This window comes from Corynebacterium sp. ACRPF, from assembly GCF_022347395.1.
GTDB lineage: Bacteria > Actinomycetota > Actinomycetes > Mycobacteriales > Mycobacteriaceae > Corynebacterium > Corynebacterium tuberculostearicum_D.
In genome coordinates, this window is record NZ_JAKRNB010000004.1 from 49,400 (window position 1) to 70,742 (window position 21,343).

Consider the following 21,343-nt stretch of genomic DNA (forward strand, 5'->3'; position numbering starts at 1 on the left):
TTTTCAATCAAAGGAGTATTCATGGCTGACGCAGTAAAGTTCTGGTTCGACGTATCCTGCCCCTTCGCGTGGGCCACCTCGCGCTGGATTAAAGAGGTAGAAAAGGTGCGCGACATTGAGGTCGAATTCGAGCCAATGTCCCTGTCCGTCCTCAATGACGGCCGCGATCTTGACTCCACCTACATGGACATGATGAAGGCTAACTGGGGCCCAGCCCGCGTCTTTGCCAAGGCCAAGGCCGAGCGCCCTGAGAAGGTAGACGAGCTCTACACCGCAATGGGCACCCTGATTCACGCCAAGGGCAACGGTATGCGCACCGGTTTTGGCGCTTATGATGACATCATCGCCCAGGCCCTAGCGGAGGTGGACCTCCCCGCCGAGTTCGCCGAGGTAGCCAATACCGAGGACTATGATGAGAAGCTGCGCGAGTACCACCATAACGGCATTTCCGCTGTGGGCGATGAGGTAGGCACCCCGGTTATCAAGCTTGGCGAGACCGCCTTCTTCGGCCCAGTCATTACCCGCATTCCTACCGGGGAAGAAGCAGGCGAGCTTTTCGACGCCTCCCTGCGCCTTGCCCAGTACCCCTACTTCTTCGAGCTCAAGCGCTCCCGCACCGAGATGCCGCAGGTAGAGGAGAACTAAGCGGTCTTTTCACGTCGGCGCAGCTGAATCGCAGCGCCGACGCACAGTGCGATGGTCAGCGGGGTCAAGATGAATGCCGGCAGACCCGCAATATTGATAGAGGGAAGTTCCATGCCAGCCCGAAAGTCGTCCCACGCGACCAGTGCCCAGGATGCCCACGAGGCACCGGCAAGAAGCGCGATAATACCCGCCGCAATCGCGCCCCCGTTGGCCCGCGGATTACCGCGCACCTTTTGCGCAATCCACCACACTCCCAGGCCCAGGTGAGCCAAAGTGGCAAGAATGCACGCGATAAGCGGGAGGAGGAAGCCTCCGCCGCCGGAAACCTGAACACCAAGCATGATGATGCAGGCGAGAAGGCTCCCGCCGTAGAGCGCGAGGACTGGTTTGGCTATAGGCATGGCTTTCCTCCTTTATAGCGATAGTGGTTGCCCGCGAGCTTATCAGGACAATGTAATACGAAACAGGGTGGGCGCTAAGCCTCCTCAAGGCGCGACGGGCCGGTAGGATATGGGCCATGCGCGTTTATCTAGGAGCAGACCACGCAGGTTTCGAAACCAAGAACCTGATCGCTGAACACCTCACCAAGCAGGGCCACGAAGTCATTGACTGCGGCGCCCATACCTACGATGCCGAGGATGACTATCCGGCCTTTTGCATCGAAGCGGCACAACGCACCATCAATGACCCAGGCTCCCTGGGCATCGTGCTGGGCGGCTCCGGCAACGGCGAGCAGATTGCTGCCAATAAGGTCAAGGGTGCTCGCTGCGCACTGGCGTGGTCCGCAGAGACCGCCCGCCTTGCCCGCGAGCACAACAATGCCCAGCTCATCGGCATCGGTGGCCGCATGCACACCGAGGAGCAGGCACTGGAAATCGTCGACGCCTTCCTAGACCAAGAATGGTCCCGCGCGGAGCGCCACCAGCGCCGCATCGACATCTTGGCGGAATACGAGCGCACCGGCATCGCCCCGGAGCTGCCGGAGGCCTAAGCAACGCAGAAGAAACGCCGCGGATCAAAGCTGGTTCCGCGGCGTTTATTCGTGTGGTTCGGCCGGTTCGGCCAAGGCGCTAAGGCTTAAGCGTCATTCATGTCATTCGGGTGCGGACCGCCACGTCCCTCTTCGCCCTCATCCAAGGCGGTGATGGCAGACATCTCGTCCTCGGTGAGCTCAAAGCCGAAGACGTCGAAATTCTCCGCGATGCGCGAGGGGGTGGCGGACTTAGGGAAGAGGATGACGCCATTGTGCAGGTGCCAGCGGATGACGACCTGCGCTGGGCTGACATCGTGCGCCGCAGCGGCGTCGGTGACCTCGGGGGCATCCAAAATATCGCTCTTACCCTGCCCCAAAGGTCCCCATGCCTCGATAGCGACGGTGTGGGCGCGGAAGGCGTCCAGCTCGCGCCAGCGCTGCAGGTAAGGGTGAAGCTCAACCTGATTGACCGCCGGCTTGACGTCGGTCTTGAGCTCCAGCTGGTCCAGGTGCTCGAGTTCGAAGTTGGAGACGCCGATGGACTTTGCCTTGCCCTGCTTCTGCAACTCGATGAGCTGCTGCCAGGCCTCGACGTAGGTTCCCTTCGCCGGGGTCGGCCAATGGATGAGGTAGAGATCTACATACTCTAGGCCGAGCTTGTCCAAAGACTCATCAAGAGCTGCGGCGGCATCGGTCTGGCGGTCATTCCACAGCTTGGTGGTGACAAAAAGTTCCTCGCGCGGAATGCCGGACTTGGCAATAGCCTTACCTACGCCTTCTTCATTGCCGTAGATAGCAGCGGTATCGATATGGCGATAGCCCACGCGCAGGGCCTCGGCTACCAGCTCTTCGGTCTCATCCGGATCCATCTGGAATACGCCGAAGCCCAGCTGCGGGATGGTATTGCCGTCATTAAGGGTGATGTTAGGTACGCTCATGCGCCCCAGACTACCTGCCTACTGCAGCGGGCCGAGCGTGATGAATTTATTCCACGTCTCCCACTCATCTTGCAGGCGGGCGCGCTCGTGGGGTGGGGTAGCGGTGCCGTCGATAAGCGCGGCATCAATCATGCGCACGCCATTGTCAAAGAACAACGCGGCGTGCCCCGAGGCGCCATGGCGCAGTACCGGAACCAAGTTCAACCCATCGAAGGACAAGCGAGCATTGGGCCGCACATCCAGCCCGGCAATGGCGGCGAGGGTAGGAGCCAAGTCAATAGGGGAGACCAGCTCGTTATTCTCCCCGTTTTCCGCCACGCCCGGCCATAGCACCGACATGGGGGCATTTCCGCCCAGCAGGGAGCAGACGGCAATGACGCCTTCAACCTGGTCGAGTTCCTCCAGGCTGGGCTGTTCTAGCAGGCGGAAGACGTCTTCACCGGCCGGTTGCGTGTCTTCGCGGACCTCATAGCCCACCCCGGCAAAAACCTCGCTGATGCGCGTGGTGGCTTGGCGCTGTGGGTACTGCCCGGTCAGGGTACCGCGGCGGGAGTCCGCATAGGTTTCCGAAGGCACCCACGTGTTTTTAAAACGAACGCCGCGCAGTGCGGTTTCCGGCGCATGGTCAAAGGTCGCAAGAGTGATATCCATGGACTCAATTCTAGGCTTGCCGACGCCCCCTTCGGCCAACTTTGCCCACAGAAATCACCGCCGCGGTTCTAGTCGAGCTCAAGACCCTCGATGCCATGCACCGTCACGGTCTCTGAGAGCGGCGCGCGGCCGGGAGCCGTGTTGAAGACCGGGCTGGATTCATCGGCCGTACCAAAGGTGATGGCGGTAACCAGCTTGTAGTCCTCGTCCACGCCGAGGAATTCACGTGCGGTTGGCGCAATCAGGGAAATCATGCCCTGCGGGATGCCGTGGTAGCCGTGTGCTTCCAGGGAAAGCAGGAAGTTTTCGGTGTAGGTTCCCTGGTCAAAGGCGGCGCGGATGCGGTCTCCCATCGGCGGGATAAAAAGCAGCACCGCATGGGGCGCGCCAAAGAACCGCAGGTTTTCCCGGATGAACTCCATGCGGCCTTCTTTATCCTCGCGCTTAATGCCAAGCAGCCCGTACATTCTGGCGGCCAGTTCCTGGGAACGCTGGGGGTGGATGCCCTCACCATAATCGGTGGTGAAGTCTGGGCTAAGGCCGTTGGTATCGAATTCCTTGATCAGTGCGGCGCTAAGCTCCTTGAGCTCTTCTCCGCCCACTACGTGCACGTTCCACGGCTGGGTATTGGAGTTGGACGGTGCGGATTGAGCGTCCTCCAAGACCTGTTTGATGTCTTCTACCGGCATGGGCTCCGGCAGGAACGCGCGAGGAGAATGGCGACTGCGGATGAATTCGGAATACTTATTGGATGAAGTCATGCGCGCCACCATACACATCGCCGCATGTGTCCGCCTTACACCAAGCGTGGCCAGCGCGGGTGAGCGGGTCTGGGGTAGGTAAAACGAAAAATCGCCCACCTGAAAGATGGGCGAAAAATGGAGGGAATGACGGGAATCGAACCCGCGTCTTCAGCTTGGAAGGCTGAGGTATTAGCCACTATACGACATTCCCACAGCGCGCTATTGAACGCTGCGCCATACTTTAGCGCACGCGGGGGCAAAAATGAAAATAGGGAACTAGGGTGGCGCTTGAGCCGTTGTTATAAGAGGAATGGCCCTACCAATAGAAAGCGATGATCGTAGTGGGAATTTTGCTCCTTGTGCTGGCAGTCGGCGGAGGCGCGTGGTTTATGTCTTCGCACAACTCCCAAAAGCGCCGCGAGGAACGAGAAGCACAGCAATTGGCCGATGCACAAGCTGACGCTCGCCGGTGGATTGAACGCCTAGGCGGACAGGTAATGCAGATTTCTGGCACAGATTCTGCCTCCCAGCAGGCAATGGCCGATGCGTCCGAGCGTTTCACGGCAGCTAACTCGGCGATTTCGCGCGCCACCACCGCAAAGCAGGCGAACCTAGCGCGTGAGTCCGCTTTGGAAGGCATGCATTATGTGAATGCCGCGCGCGAGATCATGGGCATGAATCCGGGTCCCGAGCTGCCACCGCTCGAGGGGCAGCGCGCCGCCGGCAAGGTGACGGAAAAGCGCACGGTGGAAGCGAATGGCCAGCAGATTACTGCCTCGCCGTATGCTTCCGCGGATACCCCGAACTACTACCCAGGCGGAACCGTCGCAGGGCGCCCAGTTCCGGCAGGGTGGTACTCGCGTCCGTGGTGGGCTGATGCATTGCAGACCGGCGTGTGGATGGTGGGCTACTCCATGATGTTTAATGCCCTGTTCTCCGGCATGTCTGGCATTGGTTATTCCGCAGCTGCCGCAGAAAGCGGCGACTGGGGTGGCGGTGATGGCATGGGCGATGCTGGCGACATGGGCGGTGACGCTGGCGATGCTGGCGACGCCGGTGATATGGGCGGCGGCGATGACGGCGGCGGCCTATTTGATGGCCTTGGCGACGGCGACGGCGGCGGATTCTTTGACGGAATGTTTGATTTCGATTTCTAGCCGCTAGGCTGTCAAAAGTGGCCTCTGTGCTGCGTTGATTCCATTAAGCGGGGGTCCGTTTAGGAGATTTAAAACGGACACGGTACACTGTCTCAGGTATGCAACGCAGCCAAGGCAACTTGGTGGCCTACATACGGGGCGTGGCGCAGTTTGGTAGCGCACCTGCTTTGGGAGCAGGGGGTCGCAGGTTCAAATCCTGTCGCCCCGACGTATGGGGGTCTGGAAATGCCCTAATAAGGATTTCCGGACCCCCTTTAAGTTTATGTACGTAAAACAATGAAGCCAGGGAGATTCACTCGTGAAGACCACCGTAGACAAGCTGAGCGATACCCGCGTTAAGCTCACCGTCAACGTTCCGTTTGCGGAGCTGGACCAGGAAATCGATCAAGCTTACGCGGCAATCGCGCAGCAGGTTTCTATTCCAGGTTTCCGTAAGGGCAAGGCACCGCGCCAGCTTATTGACGCACGCTTCGGCCGCGGCCCCATCCTGGAGCAGGTTGTCAATGACATGCTGCCTTCCCGCTACGAGCAGGCAGTCAAGGAAAACGATCTGAAGGTCATCGGCCAGCCGGACGTTGACATTTCCAAGATCGAAGACAAGGACTTCGTGGAGTTCACCGCCGAGGTTGATATCCGCCCTGAGTTCGAGATCCCGGACTTCTCCAAGATCTCCGTTACCGTCCCAGCCCTGAAGGCTGACGAAGAGGACGTCGACAAGGCTCTGGAGGAGCTGGCAGAGCGCTTCGGTGAGCTCAAGGACACCAAGCGCAAGATGAAGACCGGTGACTACGCCATCATCGACATCACCGCTGAGATCGACGGCGAGAAGATTGAAGACGCTTCCACCGAGGGCCTTTCCTACCGCATCGGTGACGATGACCTCATCAAGGGTCTGGATACCGCCCTGCGCGGCATGAAGACCGGCGAGGATAACGAGTTCACCTCCACCATCCAGTCCGGCGAGCACAAGGACGAAGAGGCCACCATCAAGGTCCACGTTCAGCAGTCCAAGGAGCGCAAGCTGCCGGCTATGGACGATGAGTTCGCTCAGATGGCTTCTGAGTTCGACACCATGGACGAGCTGCGTGAGTCCACCAAGACCCAGGTGGAGGAGACTAAGAAGGCTGAGCAGGCTGCACAGATCCGCGATGAGGTTCTGAAGTCCGCACTGTCCGAGGTTGAATTCGAGCTGCCGCAGTCCGTAGTTGACGAGCAGGCTCACTCCCAGCTGCACCAGATCCTGGGCCAGCTGGCTCACGATGAGAAGGCACTGGCTCAGCTGCTTGAGGCACAGGGCACCTCCCGCGAAGAGTTTGATAAGCAGACTCGCGAGCAGGCAGAAGAGTCCGTACGCACCCAGCTGTTCCTCGACGCTGTAGCAGAGAAGGAAGAGCCGGAAGTTTCCCAGCAGGAGCTGACCGACCACATCCTGTTCACCGCTCAGTCCTACGGCATGGACCCGAACCAGTTCATCCAGCAGCTGCAGTCCAACGGCCAGATCGCTAACCTCTTCTCTGACGTGCGCCGTGGCAAGGCACTGGCTGCCGCTATCTGCCGCACCACCGTCAAGGATGAAGAAGGCAACGACGTGGACGTTGACCAGTACTTCGGTGAAATCGAAGAAGAGGACGCTGCAGAAGCTTCCGAGGAGAAGTAATCTCCCGCTTGTAACGCGCTGCTGCCACATGTGTGGTGGCGAGCGCGCATGAAACCCCGGATTCAGGTAACTCAAGGATGAGCCTGAATCCGGGGTTTGTGTCATTGTGAACGCCCTCTAGGAGTCTTTGAGTACTTCGAAGAGGGCGTGATGTGTGTTGGCTGGGGATACCGCTAGCCGTTCTTGGCTCTAAAGGCCTCGTCGGTCAACTGCAGGAAGCGCATAACGTAATCCTTGACAAAGTCTGCGGTACGTTGATTGAGATGTCCGGACTCTTCGAAAAGGGTGGGGGATTGGCCCAGAAATACTTCGGGCTGACCAGGGAGCGGCATGTCGAAGTAGGACAGAGCGAGGCGAAGGTTCTTCTGTGAACTGTAGCCGCCCATGCGGCCTACAGAGTGGCTAATGATACCTGCGGGAAGGTTCTTCCACGCCACATCTGAGTTGGGTTTAGAGCCGATGTCCACTGCGTTTTTGAGGCAGGCAGGGATAGTGCGGTTGTTCTCTGGCGTAATGAAGAGGATCCCGCTCGAGTTCTTGATGGTCTCGCGAAAGGTGGTGTACTCAGCCGGAGTGGGCTTGTCCGTGACGGCGGGGTCATCGTAGTCGAAGTCATAGAGCGGCAAGTCACGGATTTCCACGATGTTTGCCTCGTAGCCTTCAGGGATCATCGTGAGCACCTCGTGTGCAATCTTGCGGGCAAATGACTCTCGGCGCAGGCTGCCGACGATAACGCTGATACGTGGGGTGGTCATGGTAAACCTTCTTTCTTAGTTGGGTGTAGGGAGACGTGGTCAAGGGAGAAAAGGCTTGCAGCCAAAGGCCGGTGGTGGGCCGGCAGCGTGGGCGGCGGTGAGGAAGCCATCTACTTTGTCTCCTTCTTCATGGCGGAAGTACAGTTCGATGAGTCCTAGAAGCCCCCCGAGGACGGCCTCTCGTGCGGCGGATGCATTCAACAGCCGCATGGCTGCGGGTTGGTTTCCTTCGCGGATGGCTTCAAACAGCGCGATGGTCTCAAGCCAGCTTCCTTGGTCCGGTCGCGGAAAAGGTTTAGAAATCCCAGTCATCATCACTCGTTTCTTCAGCAGTACCAATGACATAGGAGGAACCAGATCCGGAGAAGAAGTCATGGTTCTCATCTGCTCCGGGGGCTAGGGCCGCGAGGATTTCTGGGTTCACTTCCGTTTCTTCGGGCGGGAAATAATCCGGGTAGCCCAAATTCATGAGTGCCTTATTGGCGTTATAGCGAACGAACACGGCTACATCATCCATGAGTCCCAAAGGCTCATATAGCTCGCCGGAATAGTCCAGCTCTAGTGCATAAAGCTCTTCGAGCAAAGAAATGGTGAAATCATGCATCTCCTTCTGCCGTAGCGGGGTCGTGGATTCCAGACCGCGCTGATATTTGTAACCCGAGTAGTAGCCGTGCACTGCCTTGTCACGCAGAATGAGGCGGATCATGTCTGCCGTATTTGTCAGGGTGGCGTGGACAGAAAAGTGCAAGGGAAGATAGAAACCCGCGTAGAGAAGCAGCGAGGAAAGCAACGTCGATGACACCTTGCGTTTGAGTGGATCCGGCCCAAAATAGTGCGCGAGAACTTTCTTGGCGCGTGCCTGGAGAAGGTCGTTATTCACCGCCCAGCGGTATGCTTCATCAATTTCCTTTGTACTGCTCAGGGTAGAAAACACTGAAGAGTATGAACGGGCATGGACTGACTGCATGAAGGCGATGTTGGTATACACGGCCTCCTCGTGTTCGGTGCGGGCATCTTGAATCTGACAGATTTCACCCACGGTGGCCTGGACAGTATCCAGGGTGGTGAGTCCCGTGAACACCCGCATGGTGAGGTTGCGTTCCTCGGGTGTCATCTTCTGCCACGCCGGGAGATCATTAGAAAGCGGGACCTTCTCTGGCAACCAAAAGTTGGCGGTTAGACGGTTCCACACTTCAAGATCCTTGTCATCGCTCACCCGGTTCCAATTGATGGCGCGGATGCGGGCTGAAGGATCATGCCGGTAGCTCGGCGGAGTAACGGAAATGCTGGTTAGTTCAGCACTATTCGATGTTGACGACATAGCTTCTTTCTTTCTGAGTGAATGGTTGTGGACAAGGGGGAGGACCGTGCTCCTACAAAGCACAGGAGACGCAGCCTTCGACCTCGGTTCCTTGGAGCGCGGATTGGCGTAAACGGATGTAGTAGAGGGTCTTGATTCCGGCTTTCCAGGCATAGATTTGTGCCTTGTTGATGTCCCGCGTGGTGGTATCAGCGGTAAAGAACAAGGTCAGGGAAAGCCCTTGGTCCACGTGTTGGGTGGCCATGGCGTAGGTGTCGATGATTTTTTCGTATCCCACGGCGTAGGAGTCATCGAAATACTCCAGGTTGTCGTTGGTCATTTCCGGCGCGGGGTAGTACACGCGCCCCAAGCGGCCTTCCTTGCGTATTTCAATTTTGGAGGCAATTGGGTGGATGGACGCGGTGGAGTCATTGATGTAGGAAATTGATCCAGTGGGTGGAACTGCCTGCAAGTAGGCGTTGTAGATGCCGTCTTGCATCACTTGAGTCTTGAGCCGTAGCCAATCCTCGCGTTGAGGGATCTGCACGCCTGCTTCGTGGAAGAGCTGTTTTACGTGTTCAGTGGCTGGCGCCCAGTCTTGGTCGATGTATTTGTCAAAGTAGGCGCCAGTGGCATAGGTGGATTCTTCGAAGCCTGTGAATCGTTGACCTTTTTCAACCGCGAGTGCATGGGATGCGCGGAGCGCATGGTAGGTCACCGTGAGGAAATAGATATTTGTAAAGTCCAGTGCCTCGGCGCAGCCATAAGGAATACGCTGTGAAGCAAGGAAGCCGTGGAGATTCATTTGGCCCAGACCAATGGCATGCATGGAAGCATTTCCGTGAGCGATGGAGGGAACAGCTTCGATATTCGTCAGGTCTGAAACCTTCGTGAGGGCACGCACTGCGGTTTCGACGGTCTCCCCGAAGTCCGGCGATTCAAAAGCCTTCGCAATGTTGAGCGAACCTAGATTGCAGGAAATATCCTGGCCAACGGTGGTGTAGTCACCCGAAGCTCCGTAGGTCGATGGCGTGTTGACCTGGAGGATTTCGCTACACAGGTTGGACATATTGATATGTCCTTTGAGGGGATTAGCGCGGTTGACCGTATCCTCAAAGAGGATGTAGGGGTATCCGGATTCAAACTGAAGCTCAGCCAGCGTGGTGAAAAACTCGCGGGCCTTAATGGTCGTGTGAGAGATTCGCGGATTGGCAACCAGCTCGTCGTAGTACTCGGTGATGGACATGTCAGACATGGCTACGCCGTACTCGCGAGCGATGTCATACGGGCTAAAAAGATGCATATCCTTGTTCTCTTTGGCCAGACGGAAGGTTATATCTGGAATAACAACCCCCAGCGAAAGAGTCTTGATGCGGACTTTCTCATCGGCATTTTCCCGCTTGGTATCCAGGAAGCGAAGAATATCTGGATGGTGCGCATGCAGGTAGACGGCTCCAGCGCCCTGCCGGGAGCCCAATTGGTTGGCATAGCTGAAGCTATCTTCGAGAATCTTCATGACTGGGACTACGCCGGAAGCCTGGTTCTCAATCTTTTTGATCGGGGCTCCGGATTCGCGCAGATTGCTCAGCAACAGGGCCACTCCACCACCGCGCTTTGATAGTTGCAGTGCAGAGTTCACGCAGCGGCCAATGCTCTCCAAATTGTCTTCGATTCGCAGGAGGAAGCAGGAGACCATTTCGCCGCGCTGGGCTTTGCCTGCGTTGAGAAAAGTAGGGGTGGCGGGCTGGAAGCGTCCGGTCATGATGTCATCCACCAGCTTTTCTGCGAGCTCTTCGTCGCCCTGTGCAAGGTATAAAGCTGTGGTGGCGACGCGTTCTTCGTAGCCTTCTAGGAATCGGGAGCCATCAAAGGTTTTCAGTGCATATGAAGTGAAGAACTTAAATGCGCCGAGGAAGGTGCGGAACTGATGCTTAACTCGATGTGCTCTGTCGTACATGGCGCACAGAAAGGCGTCATCATAAAGCTCAAGGAAATCCCGCTCGTAGTACTCGTTATCAACCAACCATTCCAAGCGTTGCTTGGTGGAATCGAACTGATGCATGCGGGGAGCGACATGGTGCGTGACATAGTCTTGTGCTGCCTGAATGTCCTTGTCAAACTGGATTTTTCCAGAAGCGTCGAACAAGTTCAGCTGCGCGTTGAGTGCGTGGTAGCTCTTGCGCTTGCCGACACCGCCGGCATTGTCTGCTGAAGCGGTGCGGGGCGTAGCGCCAATAGTCTGTGTGGGGGTGGCATCAAGAGGCCACATTGTGTTTTCCAATCTGTGTGATGCGGATGTGTTCTTCATCTTGTGGGGGATTAATGGGGTGTCATCGTTAGCTGCTTTTGCTGCTCCCAAAACTTCTGAAGGCCCTGCTTTACGGCGGCGATGTCCTTCTGGGTGCCGAGAAGCTCGAAGTGATACAGCTCCGGTACGTGGCACTTGGCGGAAATGATGCGTCCGGCGACGCAGTAAGCACTTCCGAAGTTGGTATTCCCTGAGGTAATAACGCCCCGGATAAAGGAGCGGTTGATTGGGTCATTGAGGAAGTCGATGACCTGTTTGGGGACTGCGCGTTTGAGCGAGCCGCCGCCGTAGGTGGGAACGATGAGTACGTACGGGTGTGAAACCTGGATCATCCCGGTTTTCTTGGGGCGCAGTGGAATGCGCACCGCGGGTCTATCTAAGCGTTCGACGAATCTTTTCGTGTTCTCTGAAACGCTGGAAAAGTACACCAAATCTGGTGAGTCTGACATGGCAATCCTGCTCATCCTGGCCTTAGCCATAAGTGGGGTAGGTGATATTCGAAAAGACTAACTACGCAATGCCGTAGTTGCAACTACGGTCTAACGTAGTTTTGAAAAGGGCAGGTGAGAGCAGGATTAATGCAAAGGGGAATGTCTAAAGGTTGTGGTGTGCTACAAACACTGCGTCGGTAGCTGGGCGTCCAAGTACTACCCACTGAGTGCCGCCGGCCACCTGTATTTCGAGAGAATCTGAAAAGGACGCTCCCTCGCGCGTGCTAAGAACAGCCCCAGTGACAATGCCGCGCTCTTCAAGGAACTTCAGCAGTTGTGGGTCGGAATCAGAAATGCGTTCCACGGTCACCTGCGATTGTGCACCGCTGTCGGTGAGGCGATGCGCACTGGGGATGGTGATCTGTCCATCAACCGTAGGGATAGGATCGCCGTGCGGATCCCTAGTGGGGTAATCAAGGAACTTATCCACACGTTCTATGAGCATGTCAGACACCGCGTGTTCGAGATTTTCGGCTTCATTATGGACTTCGTCCCAGGTGTAGCCCAATGCTTGAACCAAAAAAGACTCAAGCAATCGGTGACGGCGCACCATGGCCAATGCGTACTGCCTGCCAAGTTCGGTTAACTCCACAGAGCCATAGGGCGTGTGTGACACGAGCCCTTGCTTCGCCATTTTGCGCACTGCATCGGAAACCGAGGAGAGCTTGAGTCCCAGCTGTTTCGCTATAAGTGTGGCGGTAACGGGCTCGGATGACCATTCCTTTAGCCCCCAGATAGCTTTCAAATAGTTCTGGGTACTGGTGGACAGCTCGGAAACAGACATGAGTAAATGTTAACCCAGCTTCCGTGTGCGCCTTTGGCGCTGTGGCCCAACGCTCATAGCGAACAGAGGCCAAGTTTGAGAGGAATGCCGGTAAGGTGGGGCCAGTTAAAGCATTCTTCACTTGAAGGAGAACCACTAATGTCTGAGAAGATTTCAATGAACTCGTCGTCTACGGGTATGAATCTGAGCGATAGCGTGTACGAGCGCCTGTTGCGCGAGCGCATTATCTTCCTGGGAACCCAGGTCGATGATGAGATTGCGAACAAGCTGTGCGCCCAGATCCTCCTGCTGTCCGCCGAGGACCCCACTCGCGACATTTCGCTCTACATCAACTCCCCGGGTGGCTCTGTCACTGCGGGCATGGCTATTTATGACACCATGAAGTACTCGCCGTGCGATATTGCCACGTACGGCATGGGCCTGGCTGCCTCCATGGGTCAGTTCCTGCTTTCCGGCGGCACCAAGGGCAAGCGCTACGCTCTGCCGCACGCGCGCATTATGATGCACCAGCCTTCCGCTGGTGTCGGTGGTACCGCTGCGGACATCGCCATCCAGGCTGAGCAATTTGCTCAGACCAAGCGGGAGATGGCGGAGCTCATTGCCGAGCACACCGGCCAGACCTTTGAGCAGATCACCAAGGACTCCGACCGTGACCGTTGGATGACCGCACAGCAGGCCAAGGACTACGGCATTGTTGACCACGTCATTGAGTCCGTCAACGGCCCGCTGAGCAACTAGGGAATAAGGAGAAAATCACTATGAATCAGTCCCAGATGCCAAGTTCCCGCTACGTTCTGCCGTCCTTCATTGAGCAGTCCGCACAGGGCACTAAGGAAACCAACCCGTACTCCAAGCTGTTTGAGGAGCGCATCATCTTCCTGGGTACCCAGGTCGATGACACCTCCGCTAACGACATCATGGCGCAGCTGCTGGTCCTGGAGTCCCAGGACCCAGACCGCGATATCACGATGTACATCAACTCCCCGGGCGGCTCCTTTACCGCGCTGATGGCCATCTATGACACCATGCGCTACGTCCGCCCGGACGTGCAGACCGTGTGCTTGGGCCAGGCCGCTTCGGCGGCAGCTGTGCTGCTTGCCGCCGGTGCTCCGGGCAAGCGTGCAGCTTTGCCGAACTCCCGCGTGCTCATTCACCAGCCGGCAACTCAGGGTACTCAGGGTCAGGTTTCTGATCTAGAGATCCAGGCCGCCGAGATTGAGCGCATGCGCAAGCTGATGGAAACCACCCTGTCTGAGCACACCGGTCGTACCGCTGAGCAGATCCGCATTGATACGGATCGCGATAAGATTCTGACCGCTCAGGAAGCCGTTGAATACGGCATCATCGATACGGTCTTTGATTACCGCAAGCTCAACGCTTAATTTGGAATAACTCATTCTAGGTAGCCCCTGCCGCTCAACCGAGTTCCGGTTGTGAGGCAGGGGCTTTCAGCATTGTGGGGCAGGGAAGGGGCAATGCCCGGTAATTCTTGCTGCACCCGAATGGGGTAAGTCTCTCTGCGCAATATCTGCAGGTCGTTAGGTTAATTTCTATCGTGCGACACTAAACCTATAATGGTCGATTTGTGATTTAGACCTCTAAGTGGTCATATATTTTTATGGAGAAACACACATCCGACGCGGCAGCTCAGGCCGCTGCGCCCACGCCGCAGAGCGGCGAACGCACATTCTTTGGGCACCCTTGGGGATTGGCCAACCTCTTCGGCGTGGAAATGTGGGAGCGCTTTAGCTTCTATGGCATGCAAGCCCTTGTCTTGCTGTACATGTATTACGCCACTACCGATGGTGGCCTCGGCCTAGACCGGGCGGACGCAACGTCTATCGTGGGAGCCTACGGTGGCTTGGTCTACATGGCCTGCTTGTTGGCTTCTCTTGTTGCTGACCGAGTCTTGGGTGCAGAACGCACACTGTTTTACTCGGCCAGCATGGTGATGCTTGGCCACATTGCTTTGGCGTTTATTCCCGCAATAACTGGTTTGGCCATTGGCCTCGTCCTTATCGCCATCGGCTCCGGCGGTGTTAAGACCACCGCGCAGGTCGTGCTTGGTGCCATGTACAGTCGCGATGATCCGCGCCGCGATGGTGGCTTCTCCATCTTTTATATGGGCGTTAATATCGGCGCTCTCGTTGGTCCACTGCTCACCACTGCCCTGTGGGGCTGGCAGGGTTTCCACTGGGGCTTCGGTATCGCGGCGATTGGCATGGCGCTCGGCCTGATTCAGTACTCCGTAATGCGCAAGACCACAATTAAGGACGCGGGACACGAGGTACCAAACCCGGCTAGCCCCAAGCAGCTACTTATGGGCGTGGTGGCAGTTGCTGCCGTTGTCGTGGTCATGGTGGGAGCATTGGCTACCGGAGCCATTCAGGTTGATTGGTTGTCCAATATTGTTACCGCGGTGGCTCTTGTAGCTGCAATTTATCTGTGGGTTCAGATGTATACCTCGAAGCTGGTGACCCGCGAGGAAAAGAACCGCCTGCTCGGCTTCATCCCGATGTTCGTTTCCGGCGTGTTGTTCTTCGGCATCTTCCAGCAGCAGTTCACCGTGATGACGATTTATTCGGATGTGCGCTTGGACCGTCACATGTTTGGTTGGGAAATCCCTCCATCACTGGTGCAGTCCATTAATCCGATTTTTATTGTTATTTTCTCTGCAGTCTTTGCGACGATGTGGACGAAGCTAGGAGATAGGCAGTGGTCCACCCCGGTGAAGTTTGGTGTTGCCAATATCGTCATCGGCATCTCCCTGTTCTTCTTCCTTCCTTTCTCGGGCGGGGAAGCGAACTCCACTCCGATGTATGCCATCATCTTCATCCTCTTCCTTTTCACCATGGCGGAGCTTCTCCTATCGCCGGTGGGCAATGCCCTAGCTACCAAGGTGGCGCCGGTAGCGTTCCCGTCCCGTATGATGGCGGTATGGATGATGGCGGTCGCTATGGGTACGTCGCTGGCTGGTTCCTTGGCTGGCTTTTATACCCCAGACGATGCGGGCGCGGAAAACACCTTCTTTATCTCCCTTGGCGTTGCGTCCATCGTGCTGGGCGGCATTCTGCTTGTTCTCAGCCGCTGGGTGGTAAAGAAATTTTCCACCTTCCGTTAGGAGGTTCAAAAGCGCCCTTGAATGGGAGGTATACCGGCTCCATGGTGGTATACCTCCCTTAGTGGTTTTCATCACTTGGGCTGACCGGTCGGGCTGAGGGGATTGCTCGGTATGAGCTGGGAAAATCTATCTATTCTGAGCTTTCAAGGCGACAATTCTGCCCTCGGGTAGGTTAATTAAAGGTTGACCAAAGAAAACATTAAAGAAAAGCAATTGTCTGTAGTTTCGCGCAGGAGTATTCTGCATTCGTCCGCGACGCGTGAAGGCGCCGTAGATGCGTACCGTGTTCATCTGTTTTCTTTCCAAGGGGCCAACGCTGTGACAGCGACTCTGATTATCCTCGGCATTGTGGTGGTAACCGCCCTTGCCTTTGACTTTACGAACGGATTTCATGACACTGCCAACGCGATGGCTACGTCCATTGCCACCGGTGCTTTGAAGCCTTTTACTGCGGTGGCAATCTCCGCAGTCCTCAACCTTGTCGGTGCTTTCCTTTCGGTCAACGTTGCTGCGACCGTGGCAAAGGGCATCGTTAACCTTGATTCCTACGACCTGTCTGGCGCCGCCGCTGACACCGATGGCCAGGCGCTTTTGATGGTCGTCTTCACCGGCCTTATCGGCGGCATCATCTGGAACCTGTTCACCTGGTTGCTGGGTATGCCGTCCAGTTCCTCCCACGCCTTGTTCGGTGGCCTTATTGGTGCCGCCTTCGCTGCGATGGGCTCGACTGGCGTGGAGTGGTCTTCCATTGCCGGCAAGATTATTATCCCGGCCGTTGCCTCGCCGATTATCGCGGCGCTGGTTTCGGCGTGTGCCACGTTCCTTATCTACTGGGTTACCAACACCATCCCGAATAAGGCGAAGAACGAGCACTTCCGCCACGGTCAGATTGTTACCGCTTGCTTGGTGTCCCTGGCGCACGGCGCTGGCGATGCGCAGAAGACCATGGGTGTTATCTTCCTGGCATTGGTTGCTTCTGGGCATGCGGTTGCTGACGCCCGCATTCCTACCTGGGTTATCGTTTCTTGTGCTGTGGCTATCGCGGCCGGCACTTTGTCCGGCGGCTGGCGCGTTATCCGCACCCTGGGCAAGGGTCTGGTGGAGATTGAGTCCCCGCAGGGTATGGCTGCTGAAGCTACCTCCGCAGCGATCATCTTGACTTCTGCTACCGGTGGTATGGCGCTGTCCACTACCCACGTGTCCACCGGTTCCATTTTGGGTACCGGCCTGGGCCGTCGCGGTGCTGAGGTTCGCTGGGGTGTGGCCATGCGCATGGTGTCCGCATGGCTCATCACCTTGCCGTGCGCTGCGTTCGTGGGCTTTGCTACCTGGTGGTTGGCACACGGCGTCTCCTCCTTTACCAACGTAGCAACCGGCGCCATCGTGGACTTCGTCTTGCTGCTGGCAATGGCCGCACTCATCGTTATCCGCTCCCGCATGAACCCGGTGGATGCTTCCAACGTCAACAACGACTGGGATCCAAACTCCGAGTCCGTGGATTCCTCCATGGGTGCGGGCTCTGACCGCAAGGAGCCAGTTGCTGCCGGCGCCGCACCAGTGTCCGCAACCAAGGCGGAGGATGCCTCCGCGCCGTCTACTGCTCAAGAGGAGCGCTAAACCATGACTGCTGCAGAAATCTTCCAGTCCCTCATTCACGTTGCAGGCTTGGCGCTGGTCTTCGGCGCTGGCATTCCGCTCCTGTTCTCTCTGGGCATGCGGTGCATGACCGGTGACCCAATTCGTGACGACAACGGCGTTGTCGTGGGCGATACTCCGGCAAGTACGCAGATGAAGGTACTGGGCTGGACCGTCTATGCGGTGTTGGCCGTAGTCATTCTCGTGGCCATCATGTGGATTGCTCGCGATACGCTGGACCACTACTTCGGCTTTACGCCGTTCGGTGACCTATAAAGAATCCTCCTGCCCGAGGGTAAACCTTCCGTGTGATGCGCAGCACACTTTTCTAAAGTTAACAAAAGGTTAACTTTAAGCGACCTAGGGGTTGCTTAGTGGAAGTGTGCCGCGTATATTCTTCTCTATCAAACAGAGAGAAAGCCACATGGAGGTGTGAGAAATGAACAAGATGCGTACTTTGATGGACGGCATCGCTGATGCGTTCAAGGGCTCCACCACTGGAACCGGCTTGGACACCGTTTCAGAAGCTCCGGTTCGCGCTTTGGTGGCAGAAACCCTGCTTGACGCTGATAAGACCCCTGCTACTACCAAGGACGTAGCAGAGGCACTAGAAACCGTCACCGGTCATGCTCCGGATGAACACGAGATGCTCGATGCAGAACTTTTCCTGCTCGACTTCGATTGGCTGCAGTAAGCAGCACCTGAATGAAATCCCCACGAGGCCCCTTGCCGCACACTGTGTAGCAGGGGGCTTTGTGCTGCGTGGGGCACACGGGGGCGTCGGTAAGCGCGGCTAATCGCGCGGCGGCAGGATGGCCTCAGGGGTTTCGGGCAGGAGCTGGCCACCATCGATAATAAGGGTTTGGCCGGTGATATAGCCTGCCTCTTCCGAAGCCAGGAAGGCCGCTGCGTTGCCAATATCGCGTGGGGTGCCCAGGCGGTGCAGCGGTACCGAGCGCGTCATTTGATCGAGGTACTCCTGGCCTTGGGCCTCGAGGCCCTCGGTGAGGATATTGCCTGGGAGAACGCCGTTGATGGTGATGCCATCGCGGGCCACTTCGAGCGCGGCCGAACGCATAAAGCCTTGTTGCGCGGCCTTGGAAGCGCCGTAGTGGGCCCAACCGGGAAAGCCCGTGTGCGAGCCGGTGATAGATGTGGTGATGACGATTCGTCCATAGCGGCGTTGCTTGAGGTAGGGGAGCGCCTCTTGGACCACCTTGAAAGTGCCGTGGGTGTTGATGGCAAACATCGCCTCCCACTTATCATCGGTCATCTCTGCCAGCGGGCAGTTGGGAAAGACGCCAGCATTGGAGCACACAATGTCGAAGCCGCCGTGCTCGGCAGTGACCTGGCGGTACATGTCCTTAACCGAAGTGCGGTCGGTGACGTCCACGCGAATGGCGCTGGCACCCAACTCCTTAGCGGTAGCGGTGGCGTGGTCTAGGTCGATATCGGCGATGACAACGGTGGCGCCGGCCTCTCGCAGCGCGGCGACAATGCCGCGGCCAATGCCGGAGGCGCCGCCGGTGACAACGGCTACCCGGCCTGTGAGATCGAACATGATGCTCCTGTTCCTAAAAGGGGTGGGATGAGGGTGATTTCACCTTCTAGTTTAGGCCGCAAGAGCAGGAAAGGCCTGGGAAATTCGCCACGCGGGAGGGAATGAATGAAGGGCCTGTCGGGTTGATTTACTAAGGTAGAAACAGATGAAGATTAAGCCGCTCGGAAGGGTAGAATCATCCTTCCAACTGTGAATAGCGGTACGAAAAGCGAGTGTGAAAGAACTTAATGGCACGTATGCAAGAAAGCGCTGACCTGCTCAAGTGTTCCTTTTGTGGCAAGAGTCAGAAGCAGGTGAAAAAGCTCATCGCCGGCGGCGGTGTCTACATCTGCGACGAGTGCATCGAGCTATGCAATGAGATCATCGAAGAGGAACTGGGCCAAGAGCAGGCGCAAGAATCCTCTGATGCAGAGGTGCGCCTGCCTCGACCCTCGCAGATTTCCGCCTTCCTAGACAAATATGTCATTGGCCAAGACAAGGCCAAGCGTGTGCTGTCTGTGGCGGTCTATAACCACTACAAGCGCATCAAGGCCGAAGAGTCGGCCGCGTTGGAGGCCCGCCGCAAGAAGGCCGAGGGCGATGAGGTGGAGATCTCTAAGTCCAATATCTTGATGCTGGGCCCCACCGGTTCCGGTAAGACCTACCTGGCGCAGACCTTGGCCCGGCTTCTCGATGTCCCCTTTGCCATTGCCGATGCCACCAGCCTCACCGAGGCCGGCTACGTAGGCGAAGACGTGGAAAATATCCTCCTGAAGCTGCTGCAGGCCGCGGACTTTGACGTGGAGCGTGCCCAGCGCGGCATCATCTACGTCGATGAGGTGGACAAGATTTCCCGTAAGTCGGAGAACCCGTCCATTACCCGCGACGTCTCCGGTGAGGGCGTGCAGCAGGCGCTGCTGAAGATCCTGGAAGGCACCGTGGCGGCCATCCCGCCGCAAGGCGGCCGCAAGCACCCGAATCAGGAGTTTATCCAGCTGGATACCTCCAATATTTTGTTCATCGTGGCCGGCGCATTCGCGGGCCTGGATCAGGTCATTGCGGATCGCGTGGGCAAGAAGGGCGTGGGTTTTGGAGCCAACCTGGATACCAAGGACGAGCGCGAAAAGGTCGATCTCTTCTCCCAGGTACGGCCTGAGGACCTAGTGAAGTTCGGTCTTATTCCAGAGTTCATCGGCCGCCTGCCGGTCGTGGCCACGGTGGATAACCTGGACCGTGAATCTTTGGTCAAGGTGCTCACCGAGCCCAAGAACTCCCTGGTTAAGCAGTACAGCCGCCTCTTTGAGATGGATGACTGCGAATTGGACATCGAGCCAGCGGCATTGGATGCCATCGCGGAGCTCGCCTTGGAGCGCAAGACGGGTGCGCGTGGCCTGCGCGCCATCATGGAAGAGCTTTTGGTCCCAGTCATGTACGACCTGCCAGACCGCGAGGATATTGCCACGGTACACATCACGTCGGAGTGCGTGACCGAGGGAGCGGAGCCGCAGTTTAGCTATAAGGATGAGGCAAAGGAATCCGCTTAAGCCGGCGCTATTACTCCTCGTTGTAGATATCCTGCGGGGAGGCCTCGTCGCCTTCCTTGGTATCGAACGAGGACGAGGTGAGGTAGGACTCGTGGCCTGAGTCCGGAATATTGGCGGTCAAAAACGCCAGCACAGCATCGACGGTGAGCCTATGCATGCCGTCGATATTTTCTTGGGTATTGAAGTTCACGCCCAGCATGTTTTCCACCATCACCTGGTTTGTCACGCGGTAAACCGTCAACGAGGAAATCAGGGTGAAGATGTCATTGGCGGAAATGCCGGGGCGGAAGGCGCCGGCGTCTTGGCCCAAGAGCAGCAGGCGGTCAAGGTGGAGGGCTACCCCGGCGACGTCGGCAATAGCCTGCTGTGCCGGGTCCACAATCTGCTGGTTAGTTTCCCATACCAGCATGCGAATGGCCTCCGGGTTGGCTACGCGCTCGCGGAAGAGCCAATCCACCAACTTGCGCACGCCTTCGACCGGAACTGCGGTATCGATTTCCAGGGCATCCTCAGGTGGATTAAGGCGCTGCGCGGCGGTGCTCAGCGCACGCAGGTACAAGCCCTTCTTATCGCCAAAGTGGTAATGAATCATGCGCTTGGACATGCCGGATTCTTGGGCGATGGTCTCTAGCTTGGTTTCTGTAAAGCCAAAACGGGAAAACTGCTTGATCGCAACGTCCACCACGGAGTCAATGCTGACGGATTCCGCGTGGGCAGCGTGAGGAGAATCCGCCTGGTCTGCAGCCTGCAGTGGGTCAGTATTCTCAGTGCTCATTGCGTAAGTCCTTAATCCTTGCGGCGCGGCGGTGGCGCGGTGAACTGATGTCTAATAGTGCGGGAGTTGGCAATCCCTCTGCATTCTGGGTGTGCAGCGTGGGGGAGTGTCCCGCATTTCCTTTTCCTATCATGCCCGATTAATCACCCCGTGCGGGAGTATCTGGCCCATTGGGGGCGCTAATTTGGAGGTGAATGGGGGTAATTTAACGCAAGTGCCCTAGATTTTCCCTCCAAAAGAGGGGGCCAGATTCACAGCGCGGAGGCTGGCGGTGGGGCTAAGCTCGGGGATGAATTACATTGTCGCAGCCCTGATTGAGGAGGCTT

Annotated in this window: 23 protein-coding genes and 2 tRNA genes; 12 read left to right on the forward strand and 13 right to left on the reverse strand. The window is 57.1% G+C overall.

Translation table 11 applies throughout. The annotated features are described in order from the left end of the window. The first annotated feature begins 21 nt into the window (after positions 1-21). On the forward strand, positions 22-645 hold the full coding sequence (locus MHX61_RS02735) for a DsbA family protein (RefSeq protein ID WP_239192301.1): 624 nt from the start codon (positions 22-24) through the stop codon (positions 643-645). Here the strand turns inward: MHX61_RS02735 and MHX61_RS02740 are convergent. Next, on the reverse strand, positions 642-1,046 hold the full coding sequence (locus MHX61_RS02740) for an MFS transporter (RefSeq protein ID WP_239192304.1): 405 nt from the start codon (positions 1,044-1,046) through the stop codon (positions 642-644). The two genes, MHX61_RS02735 and MHX61_RS02740, sit on opposite strands and share 4 nt — an antisense overlap. Positions 1,047-1,162: 116 nt before the next feature. On the opposite strand from MHX61_RS02740, the gene MHX61_RS02745 reads away from it, so the two are divergent. Next, positions 1,163-1,636, forward strand: a complete 474-nt coding sequence (locus MHX61_RS02745; protein WP_198491950.1) for a ribose-5-phosphate isomerase — start codon at positions 1,163-1,165, stop codon at positions 1,634-1,636. 86 nt (positions 1,637-1,722) lie between these two features. Here MHX61_RS02745 and MHX61_RS02750 read toward each other — a convergent pair whose 3' ends face one another. From MHX61_RS02750 to MHX61_RS02765, 4 genes are all read right to left on the reverse strand, one after another. Continuing rightward, a complete protein-coding gene (locus tag MHX61_RS02750; RefSeq protein WP_239192307.1) occupies positions 1,723-2,556 on the reverse strand; it encodes an aldo/keto reductase in 834 nt (277 codons plus the stop codon). Between the two features lie 18 nt (positions 2,557-2,574). Further along, positions 2,575-3,207, reverse strand: a complete 633-nt coding sequence (locus MHX61_RS02755; protein WP_239192311.1) for a hypothetical protein — start codon at positions 3,205-3,207, stop codon at positions 2,575-2,577. Between the two features lie 68 nt (positions 3,208-3,275). Next, positions 3,276-3,968, reverse strand: a complete 693-nt coding sequence (locus MHX61_RS02760) for a nitroreductase (protein ID WP_239192314.1) — start codon at positions 3,966-3,968, stop codon at positions 3,276-3,278. 118 nt (positions 3,969-4,086) lie between these two features. After that, positions 4,087-4,161, reverse strand: a tRNA-Gly gene (locus tag MHX61_RS02765). Positions 4,162-4,282: 121 nt separating this feature from the next. On the opposite strand from MHX61_RS02765, the gene MHX61_RS02770 reads away from it, so the two are divergent. From MHX61_RS02770 to tig, 3 genes are all read left to right on the forward strand, one after another. Beyond that, on the forward strand, positions 4,283-5,107 hold the full coding sequence (locus tag MHX61_RS02770; RefSeq protein ID WP_204611145.1) for a DUF1542 domain-containing protein: 825 nt from the start codon (positions 4,283-4,285) through the stop codon (positions 5,105-5,107). A gap of 134 nt (positions 5,108-5,241) precedes the next feature. After that, positions 5,242-5,315 (forward strand) — tRNA-Pro (locus MHX61_RS02775). Positions 5,316-5,405: 90 nt separating this feature from the next. Beyond that, the gene (gene tig, locus MHX61_RS02780) at positions 5,406-6,764 is read left to right on the forward strand and encodes a trigger factor (protein WP_005324044.1); all 1,359 of its coding nucleotides are present in this window, start codon (positions 5,406-5,408) and stop codon (positions 6,762-6,764) included. A 173-nt stretch (positions 6,765-6,937) separates the two neighbouring features. On the opposite strand, the gene MHX61_RS02785 is transcribed toward tig, so the two are convergent. The 6 genes from MHX61_RS02785 to MHX61_RS11350 form a co-directional block, all read right to left on the reverse strand. Beyond that, entirely contained in the window at positions 6,938-7,519 is a 582-nt protein-coding gene (locus tag MHX61_RS02785; RefSeq protein WP_005324045.1) for an NADPH-dependent FMN reductase, read from the reverse strand. A gap of 39 nt (positions 7,520-7,558) precedes the next feature. Next, complete coding sequence (locus MHX61_RS02790; RefSeq protein ID WP_239192318.1) at positions 7,559-7,729, reverse strand: hypothetical protein; 171 nt, start codon at positions 7,727-7,729, stop codon at positions 7,559-7,561. Between the two features lie 85 nt (positions 7,730-7,814). After that, positions 7,815-8,840, reverse strand: coding sequence for a class 1b ribonucleoside-diphosphate reductase subunit beta (nrdF, locus tag MHX61_RS02795; RefSeq protein ID WP_023020918.1), 1,026 nt, complete (start codon positions 8,838-8,840; stop codon positions 7,815-7,817). Positions 8,841-8,892: 52 nt separating this feature from the next. Then, the gene (gene nrdE, locus MHX61_RS02800; protein WP_239192321.1) at positions 8,893-11,088 is read right to left on the reverse strand and encodes a class 1b ribonucleoside-diphosphate reductase subunit alpha; all 2,196 of its coding nucleotides are present in this window, start codon (positions 11,086-11,088) and stop codon (positions 8,893-8,895) included. 50 nt (positions 11,089-11,138) lie between these two features. Then, positions 11,139-11,606, reverse strand: coding sequence for a class Ib ribonucleoside-diphosphate reductase assembly flavoprotein NrdI (nrdI, locus tag MHX61_RS02805; protein WP_005324049.1), 468 nt, complete (start codon positions 11,604-11,606; stop codon positions 11,139-11,141). Between the two features lie 115 nt (positions 11,607-11,721). Next, positions 11,722-12,402, reverse strand: a complete 681-nt coding sequence (locus tag MHX61_RS11350) for a metal-dependent transcriptional regulator (RefSeq protein WP_304504364.1) — start codon at positions 12,400-12,402, stop codon at positions 11,722-11,724. Positions 12,403-12,540: 138 nt separating this feature from the next. On the opposite strand from MHX61_RS11350, the gene MHX61_RS02825 reads away from it, so the two are divergent. From MHX61_RS02825 to MHX61_RS02850, 6 genes are all read left to right on the forward strand, one after another. Further along, a complete protein-coding gene (locus MHX61_RS02825; RefSeq protein WP_005324051.1) occupies positions 12,541-13,140 on the forward strand; it encodes an ATP-dependent Clp protease proteolytic subunit in 600 nt (199 codons plus the stop codon). A gap of 20 nt (positions 13,141-13,160) precedes the next feature. Further along, positions 13,161-13,784, forward strand: a complete 624-nt coding sequence (locus MHX61_RS02830; protein ID WP_005324052.1) for an ATP-dependent Clp protease proteolytic subunit — start codon at positions 13,161-13,163, stop codon at positions 13,782-13,784. 236 nt (positions 13,785-14,020) lie between these two features. Further along, positions 14,021-15,523, forward strand: coding sequence for a peptide MFS transporter (locus tag MHX61_RS02835; protein ID WP_239192324.1), 1,503 nt, complete (start codon positions 14,021-14,023; stop codon positions 15,521-15,523). Between the two features lie 318 nt (positions 15,524-15,841). Next, positions 15,842-17,140 (forward strand): inorganic phosphate transporter, encoded by a 1,299-nt coding sequence (locus tag MHX61_RS02840; RefSeq protein ID WP_239192327.1) that lies wholly within the window; start codon positions 15,842-15,844, stop codon positions 17,138-17,140. Positions 17,141-17,143: 3 nt separating this feature from the next. Next, positions 17,144-17,434: a hypothetical protein gene (locus tag MHX61_RS02845; protein ID WP_005324056.1), complete on the forward strand. Its 291-nt coding sequence runs from the start codon at positions 17,144-17,146 to the stop codon at positions 17,432-17,434. 163 nt (positions 17,435-17,597) lie between these two features. Beyond that, positions 17,598-17,852: a hypothetical protein gene (locus MHX61_RS02850; RefSeq protein WP_005324057.1), complete on the forward strand. Its 255-nt coding sequence runs from the start codon at positions 17,598-17,600 to the stop codon at positions 17,850-17,852. Positions 17,853-17,951: 99 nt separating this feature from the next. On the opposite strand, the gene fabG is transcribed toward MHX61_RS02850, so the two are convergent. Continuing rightward, on the reverse strand, positions 17,952-18,719 hold the full coding sequence (fabG, locus tag MHX61_RS02855; RefSeq protein WP_239192330.1) for a 3-oxoacyl-ACP reductase FabG: 768 nt from the start codon (positions 18,717-18,719) through the stop codon (positions 17,952-17,954). 227 nt (positions 18,720-18,946) lie between these two features. On the opposite strand from fabG, the gene clpX reads away from it, so the two are divergent. Next, a complete protein-coding gene (clpX, locus tag MHX61_RS02860; protein WP_204611160.1) occupies positions 18,947-20,242 on the forward strand; it encodes an ATP-dependent Clp protease ATP-binding subunit ClpX in 1,296 nt (431 codons plus the stop codon). 10 nt (positions 20,243-20,252) lie between these two features. Here the strand turns inward: clpX and MHX61_RS02865 are convergent, their stop codons facing one another. Then, positions 20,253-21,017 carry a TetR/AcrR family transcriptional regulator gene (locus MHX61_RS02865; RefSeq protein WP_204611162.1) on the reverse strand — a complete coding sequence of 255 codons (765 nt, stop codon included), beginning with the start codon at positions 21,015-21,017 and terminating at the stop codon, positions 20,253-20,255. Positions 21,018-21,343: the final 326 nt, after the last annotated feature.